At 71.2% G+C, this 22,489-nt stretch carries 17 protein-coding genes; 9 read left to right on the top strand and 8 right to left on the bottom strand.

Annotation, left to right across the window (positions count from 1 at the left end; translation table 11 throughout):
* Positions 1–96: 96 nt before the first annotated feature.
* Entirely contained in the window at positions 97–1,089 is a 993-nt protein-coding gene (locus ACZ48Z_RS19675) for a ScbA/BarX family gamma-butyrolactone biosynthesis protein (protein ID WP_468737109.1), read from the bottom strand.
* Between the two features lie 182 nt (positions 1,090–1,271).
* On the opposite strand from ACZ48Z_RS19675, the gene ACZ48Z_RS19670 reads away from it, so the two are divergent.
* Together ACZ48Z_RS19670 and ACZ48Z_RS19665 are read left to right on the top strand one after the other, a co-directional pair.
* Positions 1,272–1,958: an HAD family hydrolase gene (locus tag ACZ48Z_RS19670; protein ID WP_468737108.1), complete on the top strand. Its 687-nt coding sequence runs from the start codon at positions 1,272–1,274 to the stop codon at positions 1,956–1,958.
* Positions 1,959–2,180: 222 nt separating this feature from the next.
* A complete protein-coding gene (locus ACZ48Z_RS19665) occupies positions 2,181–2,837 on the top strand; it encodes a ScbR family autoregulator-binding transcription factor (protein WP_468737107.1) in 657 nt (218 codons plus the stop codon).
* A 9-nt stretch (positions 2,838–2,846) separates the two neighbouring features.
* On the opposite strand, the gene ACZ48Z_RS19660 is transcribed toward ACZ48Z_RS19665, so the two are convergent.
* Positions 2,847–3,647: an SDR family NAD(P)-dependent oxidoreductase gene (locus tag ACZ48Z_RS19660; RefSeq protein ID WP_468737106.1), complete on the bottom strand. Its 801-nt coding sequence runs from the start codon at positions 3,645–3,647 to the stop codon at positions 2,847–2,849.
* Between the two features lie 85 nt (positions 3,648–3,732).
* Entirely contained in the window at positions 3,733–4,392 is a 660-nt protein-coding gene (locus ACZ48Z_RS19655) for a ScbR family autoregulator-binding transcription factor (protein WP_468737105.1), read from the bottom strand.
* Between the two features lie 267 nt (positions 4,393–4,659).
* Here ACZ48Z_RS19655 and ACZ48Z_RS19650 point away from each other — a divergent pair, with 267 nt between their 5' ends.
* Positions 4,660–5,199, top strand: coding sequence for a helix-turn-helix domain-containing protein (locus ACZ48Z_RS19650; RefSeq protein ID WP_468737104.1), 540 nt, complete (start codon positions 4,660–4,662; stop codon positions 5,197–5,199).
* Positions 5,200–5,264: 65 nt separating this feature from the next.
* Positions 5,265–5,990, top strand: coding sequence for an LmbU family transcriptional regulator (locus ACZ48Z_RS19645; protein WP_468737103.1), 726 nt, complete (start codon positions 5,265–5,267; stop codon positions 5,988–5,990).
* Positions 5,991–6,250: 260 nt separating this feature from the next.
* On the opposite strand, the gene ACZ48Z_RS19640 is transcribed toward ACZ48Z_RS19645, so the two are convergent.
* From ACZ48Z_RS19640 to ACZ48Z_RS19630, 3 genes are all read right to left on the bottom strand, one after another.
* A complete protein-coding gene (locus ACZ48Z_RS19640; RefSeq protein WP_468737102.1) occupies positions 6,251–7,519 on the bottom strand; it encodes an NAD(P)/FAD-dependent oxidoreductase in 1,269 nt (422 codons plus the stop codon).
* A complete protein-coding gene (locus ACZ48Z_RS19635; RefSeq protein ID WP_468737101.1) occupies positions 7,519–7,842 on the bottom strand; it encodes a 2Fe-2S iron-sulfur cluster-binding protein in 324 nt (107 codons plus the stop codon). The genes ACZ48Z_RS19640 and ACZ48Z_RS19635 overlap by 1 nt, the downstream gene beginning before the upstream one ends.
* Before the next feature lie 79 nt (positions 7,843–7,921).
* Positions 7,922–8,749 carry a 4'-phosphopantetheinyl transferase family protein gene (locus ACZ48Z_RS19630; RefSeq protein ID WP_468737100.1) on the bottom strand — a complete coding sequence of 276 codons (828 nt, stop codon included), beginning with the start codon at positions 8,747–8,749 and terminating at the stop codon, positions 7,922–7,924.
* A 255-nt stretch (positions 8,750–9,004) separates the two neighbouring features.
* Between ACZ48Z_RS19630 and ACZ48Z_RS19625 the strand changes: the two genes are divergently transcribed.
* Together ACZ48Z_RS19625 and ACZ48Z_RS19620 are read left to right on the top strand one after the other, a co-directional pair.
* Positions 9,005–9,229, top strand: coding sequence for a hypothetical protein (locus tag ACZ48Z_RS19625; protein WP_468737099.1), 225 nt, complete (start codon positions 9,005–9,007; stop codon positions 9,227–9,229).
* A 220-nt stretch (positions 9,230–9,449) separates the two neighbouring features.
* Positions 9,450–12,413 (top strand): AfsR/SARP family transcriptional regulator, encoded by a 2,964-nt coding sequence (locus tag ACZ48Z_RS19620; RefSeq protein WP_468737098.1) that lies wholly within the window; start codon positions 9,450–9,452, stop codon positions 12,411–12,413.
* A 239-nt stretch (positions 12,414–12,652) separates the two neighbouring features.
* Here the strand turns inward: ACZ48Z_RS19620 and ACZ48Z_RS19615 are convergent, their stop codons facing one another.
* Positions 12,653–14,938, bottom strand: a complete 2,286-nt coding sequence (locus tag ACZ48Z_RS19615; RefSeq protein ID WP_468737097.1) for a S9 family peptidase — start codon at positions 14,936–14,938, stop codon at positions 12,653–12,655.
* Between the two features lie 309 nt (positions 14,939–15,247).
* Here ACZ48Z_RS19615 and ACZ48Z_RS19610 point away from each other — a divergent pair, with 309 nt between their 5' ends.
* Positions 15,248–16,759: a tryptophan 7-halogenase gene (locus ACZ48Z_RS19610; RefSeq protein WP_468737096.1), complete on the top strand. Its 1,512-nt coding sequence runs from the start codon at positions 15,248–15,250 to the stop codon at positions 16,757–16,759.
* Here ACZ48Z_RS19610 and ACZ48Z_RS19605 read toward each other — a convergent pair.
* Positions 16,735–17,556, bottom strand: coding sequence for an AfsR/SARP family transcriptional regulator (locus ACZ48Z_RS19605; protein WP_468737095.1), 822 nt, complete (start codon positions 17,554–17,556; stop codon positions 16,735–16,737). The two genes, ACZ48Z_RS19610 and ACZ48Z_RS19605, sit on opposite strands and share 25 nt — an antisense overlap.
* A gap of 293 nt (positions 17,557–17,849) precedes the next feature.
* Here ACZ48Z_RS19605 and ACZ48Z_RS19600 point away from each other — a divergent pair, with 293 nt between their 5' ends.
* Complete coding sequence (locus ACZ48Z_RS19600) at positions 17,850–18,635, top strand: thioesterase II family protein (RefSeq protein ID WP_468737094.1); 786 nt, start codon at positions 17,850–17,852, stop codon at positions 18,633–18,635.
* Positions 18,632–22,483, top strand: coding sequence for an SDR family NAD(P)-dependent oxidoreductase (locus tag ACZ48Z_RS19595; protein ID WP_468737093.1), 3,852 nt, complete (start codon positions 18,632–18,634; stop codon positions 22,481–22,483). The genes ACZ48Z_RS19600 and ACZ48Z_RS19595 overlap by 4 nt, the downstream gene beginning before the upstream one ends.
* Positions 22,484–22,489 lie beyond the last annotated feature (6 nt).

The following is a 22,489-nucleotide window of genomic DNA, read 5'->3' as shown; positions in this document are numbered from 1 at the left end:
GGCTGCCCAACTCGCAACCGGCACCGACGTGCTGGACCTCGCGGCATGAAACGGAAGTGTCGGCACCTACGGGGTCACTTCACGTGGCGGCCGAGGCTAGTACGGGACCACCGGGCCGGAGACCGAAGAGCTGAACGCCGTCTTCCCGTCCTGTCGGCCCGTCACCAGGAAGCCGGCCAGTCCGTCCCGCTGGTCGGGCAGGGGAGCGGCTTCGATCCAGCAGGGGCTGCCGAAATCGACGTAGCGGTGGAACTCCGTGGACGCCTGCACGGGGATCAGGGCGGCAGCCGGACCGAGCAGGGCGCAGGACGCCTGACGCACCGCCTCCAGAAGGACCATGCCCGGGATGTGATCGCCGGCATGGTCGAACAGCACCGGGTGCCGGGTGTCGGAGGCGAGCAGCCAGCAGTGGGGCCGGTCGGTGGGCGCGAGCACCACCTCGCTCGGGAGGGCCCGGCCGACCTCGGCCGGGTCCATGCGGACCGGGTGCTCCTCCGGCCCCGGACCGGGGGAGGGCTTCAGCGCGTCCCCCCGCAGTCGCCGGTACGTCTCCGGCGTGAGGCAGGTGAAGCGGGAGGTGCCCGTCGCGGCGATGCGTCCGTCGCGCCGGATCGTCACCTCCAGGCGTCTCTTGACCGTCACGGCGTTCTTGCGGCCCTCGGTGGTGATCACGGCGTCCACGACGAAGTCGGTCGGCGTGGCACCGATGCCGAGCTGCTCCGGTGCGGCCGTCCAGTTGAGGTCCCACATCACGAAGTGCTGGCCGAGCAGGACTCCGAGCTCCGCGTGGGCCACGCACAGGCCCGCCTGGCGAATGGTTTCGGCTATCTGCAGGGGGTCGTGCTCTCGGCCGTCTGGGCTGTTGAAGTACGTGTGCGCCCGGGGCCACTGCCCGGTGAGTACGAAGTGTGACTCGTCGATCCGCGTGCAGCTGGTCAGGAAGACCTCCGCGACGGAGGCCCGGTGGACGTACTCCCGGGGCACCGTCGTGGTGAGTCGCGGCAGCTCGTCGAGGCCTTCGCCGGGAAAGCGTCTCTCCGATCGGTCGATGTGGCGGTGCTCTGGCTCGTGGACCGTGCGCACACTCATGGACCTCTCCCCCGAAGGAGGTGAATGGATGCGCCAAAGATACGTACTCACCGGTTTTTTTTCAAGGCTGGCGGTGGCGTCAACTGGCGTGGATGATGGGCGAGTTGGGGTCGAGACGGTTCCGGTGGGATGAAATGACGCCGATGAAACCGCGCACCTGGTTTATAACAAACGGAGCTGACATGACCCTCTGCCATCTGCGACTGGTCGCGGTGAACATCGACGGTGTGCTGCTCAACGACACGTTCAGCCCTGTCATCCACAGGTTCATCGTGAGCCGCGGCGGGCAGTACACGGCGGAGATGGAGCGTGCGGTGCTGTCCCGCCCCCGGCTGGAGGCGGCCGCGGCCACCGGACTGGAGGGGACCGCGGAGGAACTCGCGCAGGCCTACTTCCGCGAGCGGGACGAGTACCTCCGGGAGCATCCGCTCCGGGTGCAGCCAGGCGCGAGCGCACTGCTCGCCGTCCTGCGTGGTCTCGGGGTGCGCATGGTCTGCTACGGCGGGCTCGATCGCTCGCACTTCGATGCGCATCTCGCGGCGTACTCCGGGCTGTTCGACGATCCTGTGTACGTGTGCACCGATGCCTTCCGGCCGGGGATCCGGGAGATCGCGGAGGATGTCTTCGGGCTCCGCTGCGACCAGGCGCTCTTCATCGACGACGCGGCGAGCGTGGCGGAGGCGGCCAAGGCGCTCGGTGCCGCGTTCATCGGGTGCCCGACCGACTACGAGCACAGTTTCCAGGAGCAACTGATGCGGGGGGCCGGCGTGCGCCATGTGGTCCGGTCGCTCGGGGAGATCGACGAAGAGCTGATGCGGACCATCGACGCCGAGTCCGCCGCCGCGGTCACGGCGGTGGGCCGACGCTGATTCCACACCCCGCCGCGCACCACCCGGCCGAGCGCCGGAACCGAGCAGTCCGTGTTCCTTCGGACCGAGGTGCGCGGTGCTCGACGGGTGGGGATTCGATGCCCGGACCCCGAATTGGACCACTCGGTCTCTTACGGCTGCCCCCTGCCGCGTATAAGGTACGTGCTGGACGGTTTCTTTGCATGGCCGCCCCAGGCAAGTCCCCGAGCTGAGGGAGGTCCCGTGGCGCAGCAGGAGCGGGCGGTCCGGACCCGCGGGGTGATTCTGCAAGCGGCGGCCGAGGTGTTCGCCGAGCGCGGGTACGCCGCGACGACGGTTGCCGACATCCTCAAGGTCGCCGGCGTCACCAAGGGCGCCCTGTACTTTCACTTCGACTCGAAGCAGGCCCTGGCCAAGGGAGTTCTGGGGGTGCAGACGTCGCTGGACGTCCCCGCCCAGAGCTTCAAGCTCCAGGAGATGGTGGACACCGCCATGGTGGTGGCTCACCGGCTGTCGCACGATGCCGTTCTGCGCGCCGGCGCCAAGCTCTCGGAGGACCGGGACGGGCGCAACCACTACGGCAGCGCCTGGCCGGCCTGGATAGAGCTGCTCAGCGGCTTTCTGGTCGAGGCGCAGCAACGCAATGAGGTCCTCGCGCACGTGGTGCCGCGGCAGACCGCGGAGTTCATTCTGACGTCCTTCCACGGCGCCCAGACCTACTCGCATCTCGAGAGAGACCTGGCGGACATCGAATTCCGGGTCTCCGTCCTCTTCCGGCACATGCTGCCCTCGATCGCGGCCCCTGCGGTCCTGGCGAACCTGGACACGGCGCCGGACCGGGGGGCGCGCGTGTACGCGCAGATCATGAGCGAGGAACTCGACGAGCTGCGGGCGAGCTGACCGGGCGGTTCACCAGGCGGTGGCTCCGCCGTCCACGGGCAGGGTCGCGCCGGTGACGAACGAGGCCGCGTCGCTGCACAGCCAGGCGGCGGCCTCGGCCACCTCCTCGGGGTCGGCGACGCGAGCCTGAGGCGCCGAGGTGAGGCTGCGTTCCCTGGCTCCGGCATGGCCGGCGAACCAGTCGTCGGTCATTTCCGACCGGGTCAGGCCGGGGGCGATGGCGTTGATGCGGATGCCGTCCTTCACGTATTCGACGGCGGCAGCCTTGGTCAGGCCGATGACGGCGTGCTTGGAGGCGATGTACGCGGCCCCGGCCGACGTGGCGACCAGGCCGGCCGTGCTGCTGGTGTTGACGATGGAGCCGCCGCCTGACGCGATCAGGGCGCTGATCTCATGGCGCATGCAGTTCCACACGCCGCGCACATTGGTGTTCATGATCTCGTCGTACGCCTCGTCCTCCAGCAGGTGGAGGGGCAACGGGGCCACCGCCGTTCCGGCGTTGTTGAAGGCGGCGTCCAGGCGGCCGTACGTGGTCGTCGCGTGCGCGACGGCGCGGGCGATCTCCGAGGAGTTCTGCACGTCACCCACCGCGTGGGAGGCCTGCCCCCCTGCGGCCCGGATCTCGTCAACGAGGTCCACCAGCTTCTTCTCCCTGCGGGCGACCAGCACCACGCGGGCTCCCCTTCGGGCGAACAGCCGTGCCGCCGCCTGGCCGATCCCGCTGCTGGCGCCCGTGATGAGGACGACCTTTCCCGCGAGGGACCGGGCCGGTGCGGATGCATTCCGGGCAGGTCTCGTCGAAGCCTGCACAGGTGTCATTGAACGTTGCCCCCGTCTTCGCGACCTGCCGACCTGGGCAACCTAACCGGCGCGCAGTGCGAAGAAGACAGGGCGGTCAGTTTTTACTTTCCAAAATCTCCACACCATGTGGTCGCGCCAGGGGGTCGCCGGCCGGCGGGTCCAGGGCGGCGAGCGCTTCCGCCGTGGCCAGGCGGGGGAGGATCAGGTGCCAGAAGCGGCTGAGCGAGGCGGGGGAGAGCCAGCTCGGATCCGTACGGCCCAGGACCTCGAAGCCGGTGGTGGCCGCGGCGATGGCGGCGGCCGCGTCCTGCCGGGAGACGCCCTCGGCGAGGAGGTGCTCGTGGTCGGCCTCGGTGAGCAGACGGCGGATGCACTCGAACCACTCCCCTCGAAGGTCGAGGTCCGGGCGATGAGGGCCGTCGCCGCAGCTGAGCCGGAAGCCGGCGCGGGCCACGACGTCGTGGCGGAGCCGGTCGGCCAAAGCGTGGGACGCGCCGGTCAGCCGCTGCAGGGCGTTCGCTTCCGGCCGGCGGACGCCGTGTGCCGCGCGGCGCAGGGTCGCGGCCGCCGTCGCTTCCACGGTCGAGGCCAGGGCGTCCTTGTTGGCGAAGTGGAAGTGCAGGGCTCCGGTGGTGACCCCGGCGCTGGAGCTGATGTCCGCCAGCCTCGCCCGGGTGAACCCGTGTCGCTCGAACGTCTCGGCCGCCGAGCGGATGAGTAACTGGCGGGTGCGGGCAGCACGTTCCTGCTTCATCATCGGCTTCTTCCCGAGGGCGGCTGCGGTATGAAAGGTTAACAAACCGGGATGCTGGTTTGCCATGCTCCCCTTCACTGAATGTAGCCCTCCGCGCACAGCCTGACTTGCTCGTTCGGGACGTGCGCTTGTTTGTGGGGAATTGTGCCGTGGTGACTCCCGAGACTTGGTGTGAAGTTGAAGTTCTGGGGAGTAAAAAAAACCTGGGAACTGGTATTTTTATGGAAGTCCTGTGGCGGAGTGGCCTGCCGAAGAGACGGGGTTCGGATGATCACGCAAGAAGGACAGACCCACAGCAAGTCGCTGGACAGGGAAGTGCAGTTGTTGCGCTGGCCGGCCCAGCAGGACCTGCGCGAACAGTGCAGGTCCCGTGGCGTACCGCGGATTCTGGTGGTCGAAGCGGGCCTGCAGGCGCCGGTCTGCGACGACATCTACGAGGACTGGGTCCGTACGCCGGTCCCTTCCCACGACCTCAAGGCGCGGGCCGACGCGCTGGCGTACCGCTACCGGCGCTTCCGCTCGCCCCAGCTCGACGAGAACGGCGTGCTGTGGTTCGCCTCCCGGTCGGTGACGCTCTCGCCCACCCAGGCCGAGCTGCTGTCGCTGCTCGTGTCCCGTTTCGGCCAGGTCGTGCCGCGTGAGGTGCTCAGGTTCGAGGCCGGCGACGGTGCGGAGCCGATGACTCGCAACGCCCTCGACCTGCACATCATGCGCGTCCGGCAGCGGATCAACGCGCTGGGCCTCACCGTCCGCACCGTATGGGGCCGGGGCTATGTCCTCGATGTCCGGGCCGAGATGGCGTCCTGACCCCAGGCCCGTACAGAGCACCGGGACGACCGACACAGACAGCCGACACAGACGGGGGAACGTACGTGAGCTCGAACCATGGCGTTGAGGGGCACACGACGGCCCTGCCGCAGCCCACTCCGTGGACGACCAGGAATGCACCGCCGCTGCGCGGGACGCGCAGACCGCGCAACGACCAGGTACTGACGACCAGGGTGGGACTGCAGATACCGGACGTGCTCTCGTTCGACGAATGGGAGCGGGCCGGACGCCAGTTGGCGGGCGTGGTGGACTCGTCCTCGTGGTGGCTGGGCGACTGGCTGACCTACGGCAAGGACCACTACTCCGACCGCTATCTTCAGGGCATCCGCAGCGCCGGCCTCCGCTACCAGACACTGCGCAACTACGCCTGGGTGGCCCGTCGGTTCGACATGACCAGGCGGCGCGCGCGGCTGACCTTCCAGCACCATGCCGAGGTGGCCTCCCTGCCCACCGAGGAGCAGGACCGGTGGCTCCTGAGGGCCGAGGAGCTGTCCTGGACGACCAAGCAACTGCGCAACGCGCTGCGGGAAGCCAGGGGCGCCGAGCCCACGGTGGCGTCCGGCACCGTCCCCTTCCGTCCGTCGGCCGTCGCACGGGAGCGCTACCAGCGCTGGAACAAGGCCGCCGAGCAGAGCGGCGTCGAGGTCGCCGAGTGGGTGCTCACCACCCTCGACTCGGCCGCCGAACAGGTCATCGAGGACACCGACGAACCGTCGGCCGCCGTCGAAGGGGCCGTACCGGCCGACGAGTTGCCGCGTGCGGTGTCCTAGGCCGTCTCCGCAGGATCCCGTCATCCGCCCGGAGGCGGACGGGACTTCGCGGACGCGGCCTGGCCGGAGACGGGACGTCGCGCACGCACCGGCCTGGCGCGTGCGCGACGGTGGTCGCGGAAGCACCGGTACCGATCGGGTACCGCTTGGTCCGCGACGCCGGCCGGGTGGCCCGATCGGGGCCCGCCCTGCCGGGGCGTGGGGTGCGAGAGCCAGGCCGGTGGGCAGCGGCCCTCGCCGGGGCGGGGCAGGTGGGCCCCTCACACAGGTGTCGGTACGAGGCGGCCCGTGCGGGCCTTGAGGTGCCCCTTGAGCGTGAAGTCCGCCGCGGCCGCCTCCCATCGGACGAGCGGGATGCCGCCCGCCAGCAGCCGGCGCGCCGCCATGTGGTCCGCGGGCCGGCCGACGGACTCGACGGCGATCAACCGGTCGTCGCGGAACAGCAGCACGGAGAAGGAGCCGGAGTCCGGCTCGCCCAGGACCAGTTCGGCGTCGCTGCCGTGGCCGAGCCCCGCGATCTGCAGGGTCGCCGAGAACTGGGTGCTCCAGAACCAGGGCAGGTCGTCGTAGGTCCTCGGGGTGCCGGTGAGCCGGTCGGCGACCAGGCGGGCCTGGTCGACGGCGTTCTGCACCGACTCGATGCGCAACGGGCCGGCGGCGCGCGGGTGCGGGAAGACCGCGCAGTCGCCGATCGCCGAGACATGCGGGTCGCTCGTGAGCAGCCGGGAGTCCACGACGATCCCGCCGGCGACGTCGAGTCCGGCCGTCTCGGCCAGTTCCGTGCACGGCACGGCTCCGACACCGGCCAGCACCAGGTCGGCGGGCAGCCGGCGGCCGTCGGTCAGTTCCACTGCGGCCACCCGTCCGGTGCCCTCCGCGTGGAAGCCGCTGATCCCCTGTCCGAAGAGCAGCCGGTTGCCGTGCCGTTCGTGCAGGCGGGCGAAGTACGCGGCACTCGCGGCCGAGGCGACCCGGGCGAGAGGGCGGTCCAGTGCCTCGACCACCGTCACTCGATGCCCCAACTCCCTTGCTGCGGCGGCGAATTCAAGACCCACGAAGCCCGCGCCCGCGACGACCACGTTCGCGGCCCCGCTGAGCTGCGCCTTGAGCGCCCGGGCGTCCGCCAGGGAGCGCAGGGTGTGCACACCGCGCAGTCCGGCGCCGGGAACCGGCAGCGCTCTGGCCCGGGCGCCGGTCGCAAGGACCAGGTGGTCGTAGCGGTGGACGCTCCCGTCGGAGAGACGGACGGTCCGCGCGGCCCGGTCGAGGCCGACCGCGTTGCCGGTGACCCGTTCGATGGCGTTGCGTGTGTAGAACGTCTCGGGCCGCAGCCACAGTTGGCCCTCGTCCGCCGTTCCCTTCAGATAGGCCTTGGACAGCGGCGGGCGTTCGTACGGCAGGAGCCCCTCGTCGCCGACCAGGGTGAGCGGCCCTTTGTGACCGCGCTCGCGCAGGAACGCCGCGGTCTGGTGGCCGGCCTGTCCCGCGCCGACGACGACGATGCGGGCGGCCATCCCGTGGGTACCCATCAGCCCTGCCGTTCCGGGAGGCGGACCCGCAGCCCGTCGAGGTCCTCGCCGACCTTGATCTGGCAGCTGAGGCGGCTGCCCGGCTCCCGGGGGCACGCCGTGAACTCCAGCATCTCGTCCTCTTCGGCGCTCACCGGATCCAGGGTGAGGGCGGCGTCCTCGTCGACGTACACATGGCAGCTGGCGCACTGCGTGTAGCCGCCGCACTGGCCGACGATGCCGTCGATGTCGTTGGACAGCGCGCCGCGCATGACGGTGGTGCCCACGGGGAGGTCGAGTGTCTGCTCGCTCCGGTCGGCGGCCACGTAGGTGATCTTGGGCATCGGGTTCTCCTTGAGGGGCGTTGGGGCTTCAAGGTGTGAGTCAGGGGCGGGCCCCGGTGGCCGATCGTTGCCGACCCCTTTAACTTCCTGGAAAACGCCGGGAGTTAACGAGCAGCTCAGCGCCGGTTCCCGGGAGCAGTTCCGTGCCGCTGCGCACGGTCGTCCGTACCGAACGGACATCGAGGGCGGCCACGGCGGCGTGGTAGCCCTCGTCCAGCTCCACGTCGGCGATCGCGGGAACCGGTCGGTCGGGTGCTGGACCGTGCCACCCCAGCAGGGCGGGCCGCTGGTCGGGTCCCGAGAGGGTGAAGTCCGTCATGGGGACGTCGAGCCCTTCTCCGGTGGCCTTCAGTACGGCCTCCTTGCGCACCCAGTAGGTCAGGCAGGCGCGGGTCCGGCGCTCCGGTGGCAGCCGCTCGACGGCTGCCCGTTCGGCGGCCGTGAGGACCAGCTCGTACTCGGGCTGCAGGCCGGGGCCGGGCCAGGGCTCGTAGCGTTCGACGTCCAGGCCCAGTGGTGTGTCCAGGGCGACCGCCACCGCCACGAGCCGGCCCGAGTGGGAGATGGACAACTGCCACCCCTCCGCGAGGCCGACAGCCTGTGGCTTGCCGTGCGGGCCGCCGCACCCCGGGCACCGCGTGCGCAGCCGGATCGCCTGGGGACCGGTGCCCAGGAGACGTGCCAGTGCCGTCCTGGCGAGCACCCGACCGGTGACGAAGCGGGCCAGGTCGAGCTCATGGGCGAAGGACGAGGTGCGCAGCAGCTCGGTGCTGTCGAGCAGATGGAACCAGGACGACGGCCGGGGCAGCGGAGGGAGCGACCAGATACGGCACTCGGCGACCGGCCGCGGTGCACCGGTGCGGGCGGCGGACACGGGTGTGGCCGTGGCTGCTGGAAACGGCGTCATGGGTTTTCACCTCCGTCGGGCGGCAGTGCTTCTGCCGCCCTACCGAGTCTTCGTTTCGCCGAGCCGCCGCAGTAGCCGGAAATCCTCCGTTCTTCGGGGGGTGGAAAACCTCCGCCCGCCCCTCGTTATCGCCGCACCCGGCAGACGAAGCTGATCCGATAACGGCCCGAAAAGACCGGTCTTTAAGTTTTCTGTCAACCGCCAGGAAGCGCAGCTCAGAACCCCTGAGCGCCTCACAGACAGGAAACGAAGACAATGACGAAGAAGCTGAATGCCGCTGTCAAGTCCGTCGCCGTCGCGCTGACCACCGTCGCGGCCCTCGCGGTGGCCGTTCCCGCAGTGGGCGCGGCCTTCACCACGCCGGTGGGGGCCGCAGCCTCGCTGCTGGCCGACCCGATCGGGTGGGGCACGTCGAACTCCGCCCCCGCCGGCGGCACGGTGGTGTCGGCCGGGGCCCAGGAGGACCCCATCGGCTGGTAGAGGGTTTCCCCCACCCAGCCTTGCGCTCGCCGAATTAAGGGCCGATATCACGGGACCGCGGCCCGAGTCACGCTTCGCCGGAGCGTTCGAGAATTAACCGATCAGCACCGTACGGAAGTTGATTGCGTATGCCGCCAGTGCATCGCATTGGAGCATCTCGTCAGGTGACCTACATTGGTTGTCGTCCGGGAAATCAGGACTTCGACAAGGGGGAGCCGGAGTGGGCGCACACGTCAGCTTCAAGGTCTTGGGGCCCCTGGCGGTGACCGCGGGGGAGGCGACCGTCCCGATCGGCGGCGGCCGTCAACGGACCATCCTCGCTCTGCTGTTGCTCACGCCCGGCCGTGTCGTCCCCGTGGACACCATGGTGGACGCCGTCTGGAACAGCAACCCGCCGCCCACCGCGCGCACCCAGGTCGCGATCTGTGTCGCGGCACTGCGCAAGCTCTTCAAGGCCGCGGACGTCACCGACGACGTCATCGTCACCGCACATCCGGGATACGTGCTCCACACCGCGGGGCACCGGTTCGACTCCGTCGACTTCGCCGACCTCGTCCGGGAGGCCGAACAGGCCGCCAAGGACGGAGAGCCGCCACAGGCCGCGCAGCTCTACACGCAGGCGCTGCAGCTGTGGCGCGGGCCCGCGTTCGCCGGGGTGTACGGGCAGCTGATCGAGGACGAGGCGGCCCGCCTGGAGGAACACCGGCTCAACGCCTACGACGACTGCACCCTCGTACGCCTGGAACTCGGCCAGCACCAGGAACTCATCCCGGAACTGGCCGCCATGGTGCGCGAGCACCAGCTGCGCGAGCGCACCCGGCACCATCTGATGCTCGCCCAGTACCGCTCGGGCCGCCGCGCCGACGCGATGGAGACCTACCGGGACGCCCGCGAGCACTTCATCGACGAACTCGGCATCGAGCCGGGGCCCGACCTCAACGAACTGCACGACGCGATCCTGCGCGACGACCCGGCCCTGGCGTCCACGACGTCGGCCGAGACACACCGGCCGGCACCGGTCGCGCCCGCCGTCCCGTCCGAACTGCCGCCCGAGGTACCGGCATTCACCGGACGCACGGAGGAACTCGCCGCTCTGGAGAGCCTGGTGAGCGACGACGCCCGGGGCCAGGCCACCACCACGGTCGGTCTGATCACCGGCGCCGCCGGCATCGGCAAGAGCGGTCTCGCCATGCGCTGGGCCTTCAGCGCCGCCGAGCACTTCCCCGGCGGCCAGATCTTCGCCGACCTGTGCGGCTACGACGAACACCGGGAACCCGTCCGGGCCCACGAGATACTCAGCCGGTTCCTGCGCTCCCTCGGAGTGCCCGGCGAGCAGGTCCCCGACGACCCGGAGGAGCGCGTCGCGCTGTACCGCAGTCTGCTCGCGGACCGCAGGGTCCTCATCGTCCTCGACAACGCCCGCACCTACGCGCAGGTCCGTCCGCTGCTGCCCGGCAGCGGTCACTGCTGCGTCCTGGTGACCAGCCGGGACCAGATGGAGGAACTCGTCACCCGGCCGCCCCGGGCCCGGGTGCACCTGGGCCTGCTCTCCGAGGACGAGGGAATCGAACTGCTCACCGCGATCGTCGGCAGGGCCAGGATCGCGCCCGCCCGCGCGGACGCCGCCCGTCTGGTCGAGCTGTGCGACCGGCTGCCGCTGGCGCTCAGGATCGCCGCCGCACGGCTCGCGTCCAAGCCGCACTGGACGGTGCGCTATCTGGTGAACCGGCTGACCGACGAGCGTCGCAGACTGGACGAGCTCAGCCAGGGCGAGTCCCGGGTCCGGGCCAGCCTCGCGCTCAGCTACCGCTATCTGAACGAGGAGACGGCGCGGCTGCTGCGCAGGCTCGGGCTGCTGGACGTACCGGACTTCACGGCCTGGGCCGCCGCCGCGGTGCTCAACAAGGAGGTCCTCGACGCGGAGCGGATCGTCGAGGACCTTGTCGACGCCCAGTTCCTGGAAGTCGTCAGCATGGACGCCACCGGACAGCTGCGGTACCGCTTCCACACGCTCGTCCGCCTCTACGCGGCCGAACGCGCCCGGCAGGAGGAGACGGAGCCGGACCGGCTCGCCGCGACCACCCGGTTCCTGCGCACCTTCCTGACCATCGCGGAGGAGGCCGACCGGCGGGAGCACGGCGGCCACGGCACAGGGGTGCACAGCACCGTCCAGCGAAGGCGGATCGACTCCTTCCTCATGGACGAGCTGCTCACCGTCCCCCTCGCGTGGTACGAGGCGGAACGGCTGGCGCTGGTGGCCTCGGTGCGGCAGGCCGCCAGGGCGGGCGAGGCCGAGCTCGCCTGGGACCTGACGGTGTGTGCGTCGGCCTTCTTCGGCACCCGCAGTTACACCGACGACTGGCGCGCCTGCTGCGAGGTGGCCCTGGAGGCGGCCCGTGCCGTGGGCGACCTGCGGGGTCAGGGGGCGATGCTGTTCGGTCTGGGGGCGCTGGAGCTGATCTACAGCCGGCTGGAGAGCGCCCGCTCGTACCTCGAGAAGGCGCTTCACTTCTACACGGAGGCCGGCGAGGACCACGGACGGGCGATGGCGCTGCGCTCTCTCGGCCAGGGCGACCGTATGCGCGGCGACTCGGACAGCGCGGTGGCGCGCTTCACGGAGGCGTTGCCCCTCTTCCGTCAGGTGGGCAACCGCACCGGTGAGGTGCACACCCTGCACAACATGGCGGAGAGCGAACTCGACCGGGGGAACGTGGACTCGGCGCTCACGTTCGCTCTCAGTGCCGTGCAACTGGAGGAGAGCGGCGCGCCCGACACCCGGAACCTGGCCCAGGCGCTGTACCGGCTGGGGTTGGTCCGGCTCGCGGAGGGGGAGCTGGCGGCGGCCGAGGAGTCGTTCCTGCGGGCGGTGCGGATCGTCAAGGAGAAGGCGGACATGATCGGCCTCGCCTACGCACTGCTCGGGCTGGGGGAGACCCGGCTCGCCCAGGGGGACATCCAGCTGGCCGAGGCGACGCTGACGGATGCGCTGGAGATCGCCGACGACTGCCGCAGCCGGCTGGTGGCCGGCCGGGTCGGCCTGGTTCTCGGCGAGGTGAACCGGCGGCTGGGCCGTAACCAGGAGGCCCGCGCGATCCTGCACACCGCACGGGAGCGCTTCGCCGTCGTGGGGGCGGCGGGCTGGGAGCAGCGCGCCGAGGAGGCGCTGGGCACGTTGGTCGGCTGAGGGGTCCCTGCCGGGGGCTGCGGTGTCCCTGCCGGGGGCTGCCGTGGAATGGCGCCGGGGCTGCCGTGGGCCCCTGGGGGCTGCCGCCCCCAGACCCCCGCTTCGGCCTGAACGGCCTCGTCCTCAAACGCCGGACGGGCTGATGGAAGAGCCCCGGACGGGCTGACAAAAAACGGGGCCCGTGGCCGGAGGTGAGTCCGGGCACGGGCCCCTGGGTATTGCGGTGGCGCTGTGGCGGGTCAGCCGAAGAGGTCGGCCAGGGCCTCCAGATCGACGGGGACCGGCGGGAGGCGGAAGCCCGTGGGCGGCTCGGCCCCGATGAGGTTGCGGACCAGGAAGTCCCAGCGGCGCTGGGTGACGTAGTGCTCGTAGCCGAAGTAGATGTGGTCGGCGTCGGGGACGAGGAGCAGGTCGAAGTCCTTGCCGTGGGCGATCAGGCGCTCGGCGAGCCCAAGCGACACCTGCGGGGGCACCCGGTCGTCGAGACCGCCATGGACGAGCAGCAGCTTGCCCTGGAGGCGGTCCGCGTACTCGGCGTTGGACAGCTGGGCGTAGGCCGCCGCGTCGAACGGCCCGTGGTAGGCCTCGCCGAGGACCGGTTCCAGGTACCGGAAGTCGTGCATGCCGGACTCGGCGACGCCCACCTTGAAGACGTCCGGGTATTTGAGCAGCGCGCGCACGGCGGCGTAGCCGCCCGAGGACATGCCGGTGACGCCCACCCGGTCCAGGTCCATCCACGGCCGGGTGGCGGCCAGTTCGTGCAGCGCCGCGACGTGGTCGGCGAGGCCGCAGGCGTCGCCCAGGTTGCCGTAGGAGGCGTCGTGGAAGGCCTTGTTGCGGCCGGGGGAGCCCTGGCCGTCCACGGCGATGACGACGAATCCGAGGGCGGCGAGCGCCTCCGCGTCGTAGCCGTAGTGACCGGGGTCGAAGGACGGGCTGACACGGGGCGCCGTGGGCAGGCCGTAAGGGGTGTCGATGACCGGGTAGCGCCGGGCGGGGTCGAAGCCGTGCGGGAGGTACAGCAGTCCGTGGATGTCGGTCGTGCCGTCGGCCGAGCGGACCTTGAACCGCTCGGGCGCCCGCCAGCCGGTGTCGTGCAGACGGGAGACGTCGGCCTGTTCCAGCTCGACCAGGACCTTGCCCGCCCAGTCCCGGACGGTGGTCACCGGTGCGGTGCCGGTCGTGGAGGCGGAGTCGACGAAGTACTCGGTGTTCGGCGCGAGGGTGGCGACGTGGTCGAGACCGTCGTCGGTGAGCCGGACGAATCCCGAACCGTCCAGGCCCGCCGCGCACACCGTGCGCCGGTACGGGTCCTCCTTCACCAGCCCGGCGACGGTGAAGTAGACGACGCGCTCCTCCTCGTCGAGGTGCAGGATCTCCTGCACCGACCAGGTTCCCGACGTCACCGGGACGATCAGCTCACCGGAGTGCGCCGCGTGCAGGTACAGATGGCCCTGGCCGTCGCGCTGGGAGTACCAGAGCACCTCCTTGCCGCCGCTGAGGACCCTGATCGCGGGAGGCTGCAGCTGCTGCTGTGCGGGCTCCACCCGGGTCCGGCCGGACTCGGTGAGGACGACGCTCACCTCACCGGAGGCCGCGTCGAGCCGGTGGAGGCTCAGCGTGCGGGCGTCACGGCTGCGGCTGAGGTAGTGGGCGGCCGAGCCGTCCGCGGCCCACCAGGCCCACTTCTGGAAGATCGGCGACATCGTCGACATGGCCACCGGCTCGCCCTGCGCACGGGTGACCGTGCCGGTTTCGATGTCGATCACGACGAACTCGGCCGTCGGTATGTGCTCGTCGCCGGCGACCGCGTACCGCGGGGAGAGCAAGGAGGGCGCCTCGCCGTCGGCGGCGTGCAGCAGGTGCGTGCGCCGCACGCCCCGCTGGTCCGTGCGGTGGGTCAGCAGCCGGGTCCCGTCCGGCGACCAGGCCACGGCGGGCGGCAGATGGGGCAGCCCGATCTTGCCGAGCAGAGTGGAGTACATGAGGTAGTCCGGGTTGGCGGCGTAGTCCCGGTCCTCGGTGCCGTCGGAGGTGAGCGCCCAGTCGCGGGTGCCGTCCAGGGTGCGGACGCGCAGGTCGTGCCCGGCGCGGTACACCGCGTGCCGGCCGTCCGGGGAGACCACCTCCAGCGGGTTGCCCGGCGCCTGTCCCCCGGTCCGCTCGCACGTGTAGTCGGCCAGCCGGCACCGCCAGTGCTCGCCGAACGCGTCGAACTCCACCTGCCCGTCGCCGGGCCGGATCACGGGGAAGGGCAGCGCGGACGCGTCCACGCTCTGCCCCGACACCTCCGCCAGCGCCCGCGCCAGCCGCTCGTGGTCGAACGCGTCCTGCCGGGTGCCCGCCTTCACATCGACGAGGACGAACCGCTTCCCCGTGGCCGTGGCGACGGAGTACCAGAAGCGCGCGCCGTCCTCGAGCCAGTGCGGCTTGACCCGGTCGCCGAGGACGAGTTCCTTGCGGTTGTGCCGCAGTAGCCGCTCTGCCGTCTGATAGGCCCGCACATCGAGTTGACTGCCGTGCATCGGTGAGCCCTTTCGTTGGAGTAATTCGCCCATGAGCCGCAGAAGAATCGGGGGAGGCGGAGGAGGGGGCGTCTCATCATCGCCACTACACCCTTTTGTTGACCAGCCCGGGCGATGGGCGCCGGGCGTTGTCCTGTCGCCGGGACAGAACGCGGTGGACGACATCTCCCGACCCCCGTACCTGGTCAGAGAAAACCAGTAAGTCGGCCCGGATATAGAGGTCGCATAGATCCGGCTGCGACAGTGGCCGGGCGGGATGGAAAGAGACCGGACAGGTTCACACGTGGACATGTGAATTGAGGTGCTGACGTGAGTGCGCGGAACCCGGACAATGTCGTGATCGTTGGTGGCGGTGTCGCAGGCTGGATGGCCGCCTCGTATCTGAAAGCCGCATTCGGCGACCGGGTCTCGGTCACCCTCCTCGACCCCGGCGCGGCCGACCCCGCGGAGGAGGACGAGGCGAGCCTCGGGGATCTGGGGCGGTTCTTCGACGTCCTCGGCCTCGCGGAGGAGGACTGGATGGCGGCCTGCGAGGCCACGTACAAACTGGCCGTCCGCTTCCAGGACTTCAGCAGGCCCGACCACTACTTCTACCTCCCCTTCGAGGGGGCCCGGGAGGCCGGCGGGTTCCCGCTGACCGAGTGGTGGCCGCACAACGGTCCGAGCGGACGCTTCGACCGGGACTGCTTCGTCGCCGCGTCGCTGTGCGACGCCGGGCGCAGCCCGCGCGCGTTCCACTCGGCCCTGCCCGGTACCGCGCCGGAGACCGGCCCCTACGGCTATCACTTCAAGGGCGAGGCGCTGGCCGGGTACCTCGCCGGATACGCGGTGGAGCGTGGCGTACGCCGCCTCACGGGCGAGGTCCTGGATGTACGGCTGGACCCGCGCGGCTGGATCGACCATGTCGTGACCGCGCAGCACGGGCCCGTCCACGGAGACCTGTTCGTCGACTGCACCGGCACGGCGGGGCTGCTGCTGCGCCAGGCGCTCAGGGTTCCCTGGCTGTCGTACCGGAACTCGCTGCCCGGCGACGCCGTGGTCGCGCTCGATGTGCCCGCGGACATGAAGGCACATGGCATTCCGCCCTACACGACCGTCACCGCGCAGGCCGCGGGCTGGATCCGGGCCGTTCCGCTGCGCAGCCGGATCGTCACCGGTTACGTGTACGCCCAGGAGTACTGCACGCCGCAGGAGGCCGAGAGCACGCTGCGCGAGTTCGCGGGGCCGGAGGCGGCCGGGGCCGAGGCCGTGCACGCTCCGCTGGCCACCGGGCGCAGCCTGACGGCGTGGCGGCACAACTGCGTCGCCGTCGCGGCGGCCGCCGGCCGGGTGGAGCCGCTCCAGACGACGCAGGTGTCCTTCACCCACCACGCGCTGGAACAACTGGTGCGGCACTTCCCGGGCGCCGACTGGCACCCGCGGCTGAGGGAGGGCTACAACACCGCGGTCGCCCAGGAGCTGGACGGGGCCGTGGAGTTCCTCACCCTCCTCTACCAGGGCGCGGCGCGTGACCACACGCAGTACTGGCGGGACGTCAAGACCCGCCCGGTGCCGGACGGGCTGGCCGAGCGCATCGAGTACTGGCGGGTGCGGCTGCCCGGCGCCGAGCATCTGCCGCCGTACCAGCACGGGATGCCGGCGCACGCGTACGCCACCGTCCTGCTCGGCACCGGGGCCATCGAGGTGCGTCCCCCGGCCTCCGTGGTCCTCGCCGACGAGGCGGTCGCGCGCGCGGAGTTCGCGGCGGTGCGGCGGACGGCGCAGGGGCTGGTCGAGACGCTGCCCACCCAGTACGACTACCTGAGGCGGATCAGTGCCTGACCCGGGGTCCTGGGGCCTTGCTGCCGCCCGTCGGGGGTCGTGGCGGGGGCGAGGGGTGCGTAGAGGCCGGGGTCGGCGGTGAGGATGGCGCGGTGGATGCCGCGCAGCAACAGGCCGGGCTCGACGCCGAGCTCACGGGCGAGCAGGTGCCTGCCCCGGTCGTAGACGGCCAGGGCCTCGCCCTGCCGGTCGCAGCGGTAGAGCGCCGTCATCAGCTGGGCGCGGAAACGTTCATGCAGGGGGTGGTGGGCGACCAGTCGGGTCAGCTCGGGCAGGAGCCGCTGATGCCGGCCCAGCGCGAGGTCGGCCTCGATCCGTGAGGCCAGGGCGGTGGTGCGGGCCTCCTCCAGCGGCGGTCCCTCGGCGGCGGCCAGATGCTCCGAGACGCCCGTCAGCGCGGGACCGCGCCACCGGGCGAGCGCGTCCCGCAGCAGGTCGGAGGCCTCCTGGTACTTCCCTTCGGCGAGCGCGGCCTTGCCCTGTCCGGCCAGTTCCCGGAACTCCAGGACATCGACGAGGGCGCTCCCGGTGTGCAGGTGGTAGCCGTGCGCGCTGCGGGCGATGCATGCCTCGGGGCCGAGCGTGCGGCGCACCCGGGAGACGTGGTTGTAGAGCTGCGCGGTGAGGGTGGCGGGTGGCCGGTCGCCCCACAGGAACCAGCTGAGCCCCGTGTCGGCGACGACCGATCCCTCGGCCAGCAGCAGGGCCGCCAGCACGGTGCGCTGCTTCGCCCCGTCCAGCACCATCTCCGTCGCGCCGTCCCGCACCCGTACGGGACCCAGAATGCCGTATTCCATCGAAACCCCTGTCCTCAGAGCCGTCTTGGAGTTGGTCGGAGTTCTCTTATAGGGCTGTCCTGTCGCCAGGACAGCACCTGTCGTGGCCGGAACCCAACTGTTCCGTGCAGCACTTGAAGTTGCTTGACTCCGGCGCCGCGCAGGGCGGAAGGTATGGGACGGCATACGGGGGTGGATTCAAGGAATGTCTGAGTGTTTTCCGTGGACCCATCTTCCAGGTCGACTTCCCGTGCAGCCGGTTTCCGTATAGCCGGTTTCCCGTACAAGAAAACCGTGCGAGGAGTAACCCGCAGATGATTCCGTTGGAAATACAGGAACTGGCTCCCGAAAGCCCCTACATATGGCGCGCCAAACGGCCGAAAGCCACCCGCCGCCTGATCTGTTTCCCGCATGCGGGTGCCGGTGCGGCCGCCTATGCCGACTGGGCCTCGCTGCTGCCGGCCGACATCGAGCTGGTCGCCGTGCAGCTGCCGGGGCGGCAGAACCGGATCGCCGAGGACCCGTTCACCGAGGTCGGCCCGCTGGTGAACGTGCTCACCCACGCGCTGCGCCCCGTCTTCGACCTGCCGTTCGCGTTCTTCGGGCACTCCGGGGGCGCCACGCTCGCCTTCGAACTGGCCCGCGCACTGCGCGACCGCGGCGCGCGGGGACCCGAGCAGCTGTTCCTGTCCGCACAGCCCGCGCCGGGCGCCTCCGCGATACGGCAGCTGCACCAGCTCTCCGACGAGGACTTCCACGCCGAGATCGTCGCGCTGGGCGGCGTCGACGAGGAACTCGTCGAGAACGAGGACGCCATGGAGGCCATGCTCTGGGTCCTGCGGGCCGACTTCACGCTCTGGGAGCGGCACCGCCTGGAACCGGGCACCCCGCTCGACACCCCGATCACCGCGCTGTGCGGCGACGCGGACCCGCGGGCACCGCGCACCGAGGTCCTGCGGTGGCGGGAGCAGACCACCGGCGCGTTCACCGCCGAGGTCTACCCCGGCGGCCACTTCTACTTCATCGAGGACCCCGCCCCGGTGGTCTCCTTCATCGTCGGCCGAATGCCCACCCCCGCGGTGGCCGGGAGGACCGCATGAGCGCCCTGGACCCGATGGACCCGGACGTCCTGCGGGCCCTGACCGAGGCGGTAGGGGCCGTACCCGGCGTCCATGACGCGGCGGCCGTCGCCCGCAAGGGCGTACGGGCAGCCGTCCAGCAGCGTCCCGGCCGGCCGGAGCAGGCCGCCGCGCCCACCGCGGGGTGCCCGTTCGACCGGGCGGAACTGCCCGCGGCCGACCTGTACGGCGGCGACGTGCACCTGCCCGGCGACGCTCCCCGCACGCTGCAGGAGGGGCTGCGCCGGGCGGCCGAACAGGCTCCCGACAAGGGCACGGTGTACATCACCGAGGGCAACGACGACGTCCTGCAGACCTACGCCGAGCTGCTCGACGAGGCCCAGCACGTGCTCGGCGGGCTGCGCGCCGCAGGCCTTCGGCCCGGGGACGCCGCCCTGTTCGTCTTCGGCTCCAACCGCGGCTATCTCACCGCCTTCTGGGCCTCGGTGCTCGGCGGGTTCGTGCCGACCCCGGTGGCCGTCGCCACGACGTACACCGCCGAGAACGAGGCCAACCGCAAACTGCGCGGGGCCTGGCAGCTGCTCGACCGCCCGGTCCTGATCACCGACGCCGCCACCGGGCCCGCCCTGGCCGGGGTGCGAGAGCTCTGGGACGAGCCGGACGTGCGCATCCTGACCGTCGAGGAACTCGCCCTGCACGAGGCCGACACGGCGTGGTTCCCGGCGACCGCCGACTCGCCGGTGCTGAACCTGCTCACCTCGGGCAGCACCGGGGTGCCCAAGTGCGTCCAGCACACCAACTCCAGCGTGGTGTCCCGGACCTGCGCGGTCGTACAGCACTGCGGCCTGACCGCCGACGACATCAGCCTGATCTGGATGCCGTTCGACCACGTCACGGTCGTCTACTACAACGTGCGCGACGTGTTCCTGCAGTGCCTGCACGTCAACGCCAAGATCGATCACTTCCTGTCCGACCCGCTGCTGTGGCTCGACTGGGCGGACCGCTACCGCGTCTCCAACACCTGGGCGCCCAACTTCGCCATGGCGCTCGTGGCCGAGCGGGCCGCGGAGATCGGCGAACGCTCCTGGGACCTGTCCCGCCTGCGGGACGTCGTCAACGCCGGCGAGCCGGTGGTCGCGGCGACCAGCGCGCGGTTCCTGGAACTCCTCGCCCCGCACGGGCTGCCCGCCGACGCGATGGTCCCCTGCTGGGGCATGTCCGAGACCTGCTCGGGCGTCACCTACACCCGCCAGAGCCGCAAGGACCGTACGGCGGGCACCGTCGCCGTCGACCCGTCCTCGCTCGGCGGCACCATCCGCCACCTCGACCCCGCGGACCAGGACGCCGTCGTCCTGACCCGGGTCGGCCACCCGATCCCCGGGGTGCGCCTGCGCGTCGTCGACGACGCCGGGCGGGTCCTGCCCGAAGGCCGCATGGGCGAGCTGCGCATCACCGGCCCCACGATCATGGCCGGGTACTTCCGCAACGAGGAGGCCAACCGGGAGGGGTTCGACGAGCAGGGCTGGTTCCGCACCGGGGACCTGGCCTTCGTCCACGAGGGCGAGGTCGTCATCGCGGGCCGCAAGAAGGACCAGATCATCGTCCGCGGCACCAACTACATGGCGCACGAGCTGGAGAGCGTCGTCGAGCGCGTCGACGGCGTACGGGTCACCTTCTCGGCCGCGGTGGGCGTCCGCGAACCCGGCGCCTCGACCGACCAACTGGTCGTCTTCTACGTACCGAAGAGCTGGGACGCCGCCGCGCTGGCCCGCACCGGCGAACAGGTGCGCGCCGTCCTGGTCCGCGAGTCGGGGATCGCACCGGACCTGATCGTCCCGGTCACGGAGGCGGAGTTCCCGAAGACAGCGAACGGCAAGATCCAACGGCCCGCGCTGGTCGCCCGGTTCAAGGCCGGTGCCTTCACCGACCGGGTGTCCGCCCCTGCGGACGACGAGGAGCCGCAGGAGGACACCTGGCTCTTCACACGGCAGTGGGCGCGGCTCGCCGAGCCCGGGACCGAGCCCGGGAGCGGGGCCGGGAGCGGGGCCGTGGACGTGCGCCCGGGGGTGTGCCTGGTGCTCGCCGCCGACGACGACATCGACCGCCTCGGCATCGACGTGACGGCTGTCACCGCCCGCAGGGGCGAGGAGTTCACCGAGCAGACGCCGTACCGCTTCCGCGTTCCGGCGGCCGACCGCAGGGCACTGCGCCGCCTGCTGTCGACCGTGACCACCCTCCACGGCGGCCTCACCTCCGTCGTGTTCGCGCTGCCGCTGTCGCTCACGGGCGAGCCCGACGAGCGGCTGGCCACCGCCACCGCCGAGCTGACCGCGCTCGTCGCGACGCTCGCCGACGGCGAGTTCGGCCGGCCGCAACTGCTCGTGGTCACCCGGGGTGCCGTGCGAGTGCACGACGGAGACCGGATCGACCTGGGCACCTGCGCCCTGACCGGCCTGGTGCGCACCGCCGTCGGCGAAGCCGCTCCGCTGCCCGTGCGCCAACTCGACCTGCCGGCCGACACCGCCGACTGGGCGCCGGCCCTGCGCGCCGAACTCGACGACCCCGGTCGCACGGGCATCGTCGCCGCACGCGCCGGCGGACGCTGGCAGCCGAGGCTCGCACCCGTGGCCCGGGAAGCCGCAGGGGACACCGGCCGGCCGGTGACCGCGGGCGGGCTCTACCTGGTCACGGGCGGACTCGGCGGCATCGCCCACGACATCGCCGCCTGTCTGATCGCCTCGTACGGCATCCGCCTGCTGCTCGTGGGCCGCTCACCCGCCGACGGCGCCAAAGCCGCCCGGCTCGCCGAACTGCGCGCGCTCGGGCCGGCCGACTCGGTCGTCTACGAGCAGGTGGACGTCGCCGACACGGACGCCCTGGAGAAGGCGATCGGCGCGGCGGAGGAGCACTGGGGACGTCCGCTGGACGGCGTTCTGCACCTGGCGGCAGCCGACCCGACCGGGCAGTGGGCCGACCTGGAGCGGCACACGATCGCCCGCGAGAGCGCCGAGACCTACGCGGAGCAGTACCGCGCCAAGGTCACCGGGACGCTGGCCGTGGCCCGGGCACTGGAGACCCGGCCGCAGGCGTCGCTCGTGCTGTTCGGCTCGGTCAACGGCGAGTTCGGCGGCCATTCGTTCGGCGCCTACTCCGCCGCCAACAGCTTCCTGACCGGCTTCACCGACCACTGGCACCACGAGCGCCGTCGGCCGGTGCACTGCCTGGCATGGTCCCTGTGGACCGGGGTCGGCATGAACCGCGGCCAGTCGACGGCCGCGGCCGAGAACCGCGGCTTCCGGGCGATCGCCCCGGAGACCGGCCTCAGGCTGTTCCTCGACGCGCTGGCCCTGCCCGACCCGTACCTGGTCATCGGCCTCGACGCGGACAACCCGCACATCGTCGAGGAACTCGCCGCCCGGCAACTGCGGGTCAGCGAGCTCCTGATCGCCTACGTCGCCGAGGGCGTCGCCGGCGACGACGTCCGCACCGCCGTAGCCGCATGCGCGGCGAACCTCCCGGTGCCGGTGCGCCTCGCCGAGGTCCCCCGCATACCGCGGGACGCCTTCGGCGGCGTGGACACGGCCCAACTGCTGCGGGACACGGCACCCCGCAGGCCGGTTCGCCGCCACAGCCCGCCCGAGACCGAACTGGAGAACAGGCTCGCCCACGTCTGGGCCGAGGCACTGGGCCGCACACAGGTGGGCCGGGACGAGTCCTTCTTCGAGCTCGGCGGCAACTCGCTGCGGGCCACCCGGCTGCTCGCGCTGACCGACCGGAAGCTCGGCGTACGGGTGAGCACGCAGGAGCTCTACGAGAACCCGACCGTGGCGGGCATGGCCGTGACGATCGGCCGGCACCGGGTCGGCTGACCCGCC

The organism is Streptomyces sp. NPDC031225, from assembly GCF_055570355.1.
Note: the sequence above shows the minus strand (reverse complement) of the source record. Positions and strands in the feature narration are given on the sequence as shown.

What these genes read in the sequence shown, in the direction of transcription:
- ACZ48Z_RS19675 (WP_468737109.1), bottom strand. Translation starts at nt 1,089, where the DNA reads ATGAGTGTGCGCACGGTCCACGAGCCAGAGCACCGCCACATCGACCGA.
- ACZ48Z_RS19670 (WP_468737108.1), top strand. Translation starts at nt 1,272, where the DNA reads ATGACCCTCTGCCATCTGCGACTGGTCGCGGTGAACATCGACGGTGTG.
- ACZ48Z_RS19655 (WP_468737105.1), bottom strand. Translation starts at nt 4,392, where the DNA reads ATGAAGCAGGAACGTGCTGCCCGCACCCGCCAGTTACTCATCCGCTCG.
- ACZ48Z_RS19650 (WP_468737104.1), top strand. Translation starts at nt 4,660, where the DNA reads ATGATCACGCAAGAAGGACAGACCCACAGCAAGTCGCTGGACAGGGAA.
- ACZ48Z_RS19640 (WP_468737102.1), bottom strand. Translation starts at nt 7,519, where the DNA reads ATGGGTACCCACGGGATGGCCGCCCGCATCGTCGTCGTCGGCGCGGGA.
- ACZ48Z_RS19635 (WP_468737101.1), bottom strand. Translation starts at nt 7,842, where the DNA reads ATGCCCAAGATCACCTACGTGGCCGCCGACCGGAGCGAGCAGACACTC.
- ACZ48Z_RS19630 (WP_468737100.1), bottom strand. Translation starts at nt 8,749, where the DNA reads ATGACGCCGTTTCCAGCAGCCACGGCCACACCCGTGTCCGCCGCCCGC.
- ACZ48Z_RS19625 (WP_468737099.1), top strand. Translation starts at nt 9,005, where the DNA reads ATGACGAAGAAGCTGAATGCCGCTGTCAAGTCCGTCGCCGTCGCGCTG.
- ACZ48Z_RS19615 (WP_468737097.1), bottom strand. Translation starts at nt 14,938, where the DNA reads ATGCACGGCAGTCAACTCGATGTGCGGGCCTATCAGACGGCAGAGCGG.
- ACZ48Z_RS19605 (WP_468737095.1), bottom strand. Translation starts at nt 17,556, where the DNA reads ATGGAATACGGCATTCTGGGTCCCGTACGGGTGCGGGACGGCGCGACG.
- ACZ48Z_RS19600 (WP_468737094.1), top strand. Translation starts at nt 17,850, where the DNA reads ATGATTCCGTTGGAAATACAGGAACTGGCTCCCGAAAGCCCCTACATA.
- ACZ48Z_RS19595 (WP_468737093.1), top strand. Translation starts at nt 18,632, where the DNA reads ATGAGCGCCCTGGACCCGATGGACCCGGACGTCCTGCGGGCCCTGACC.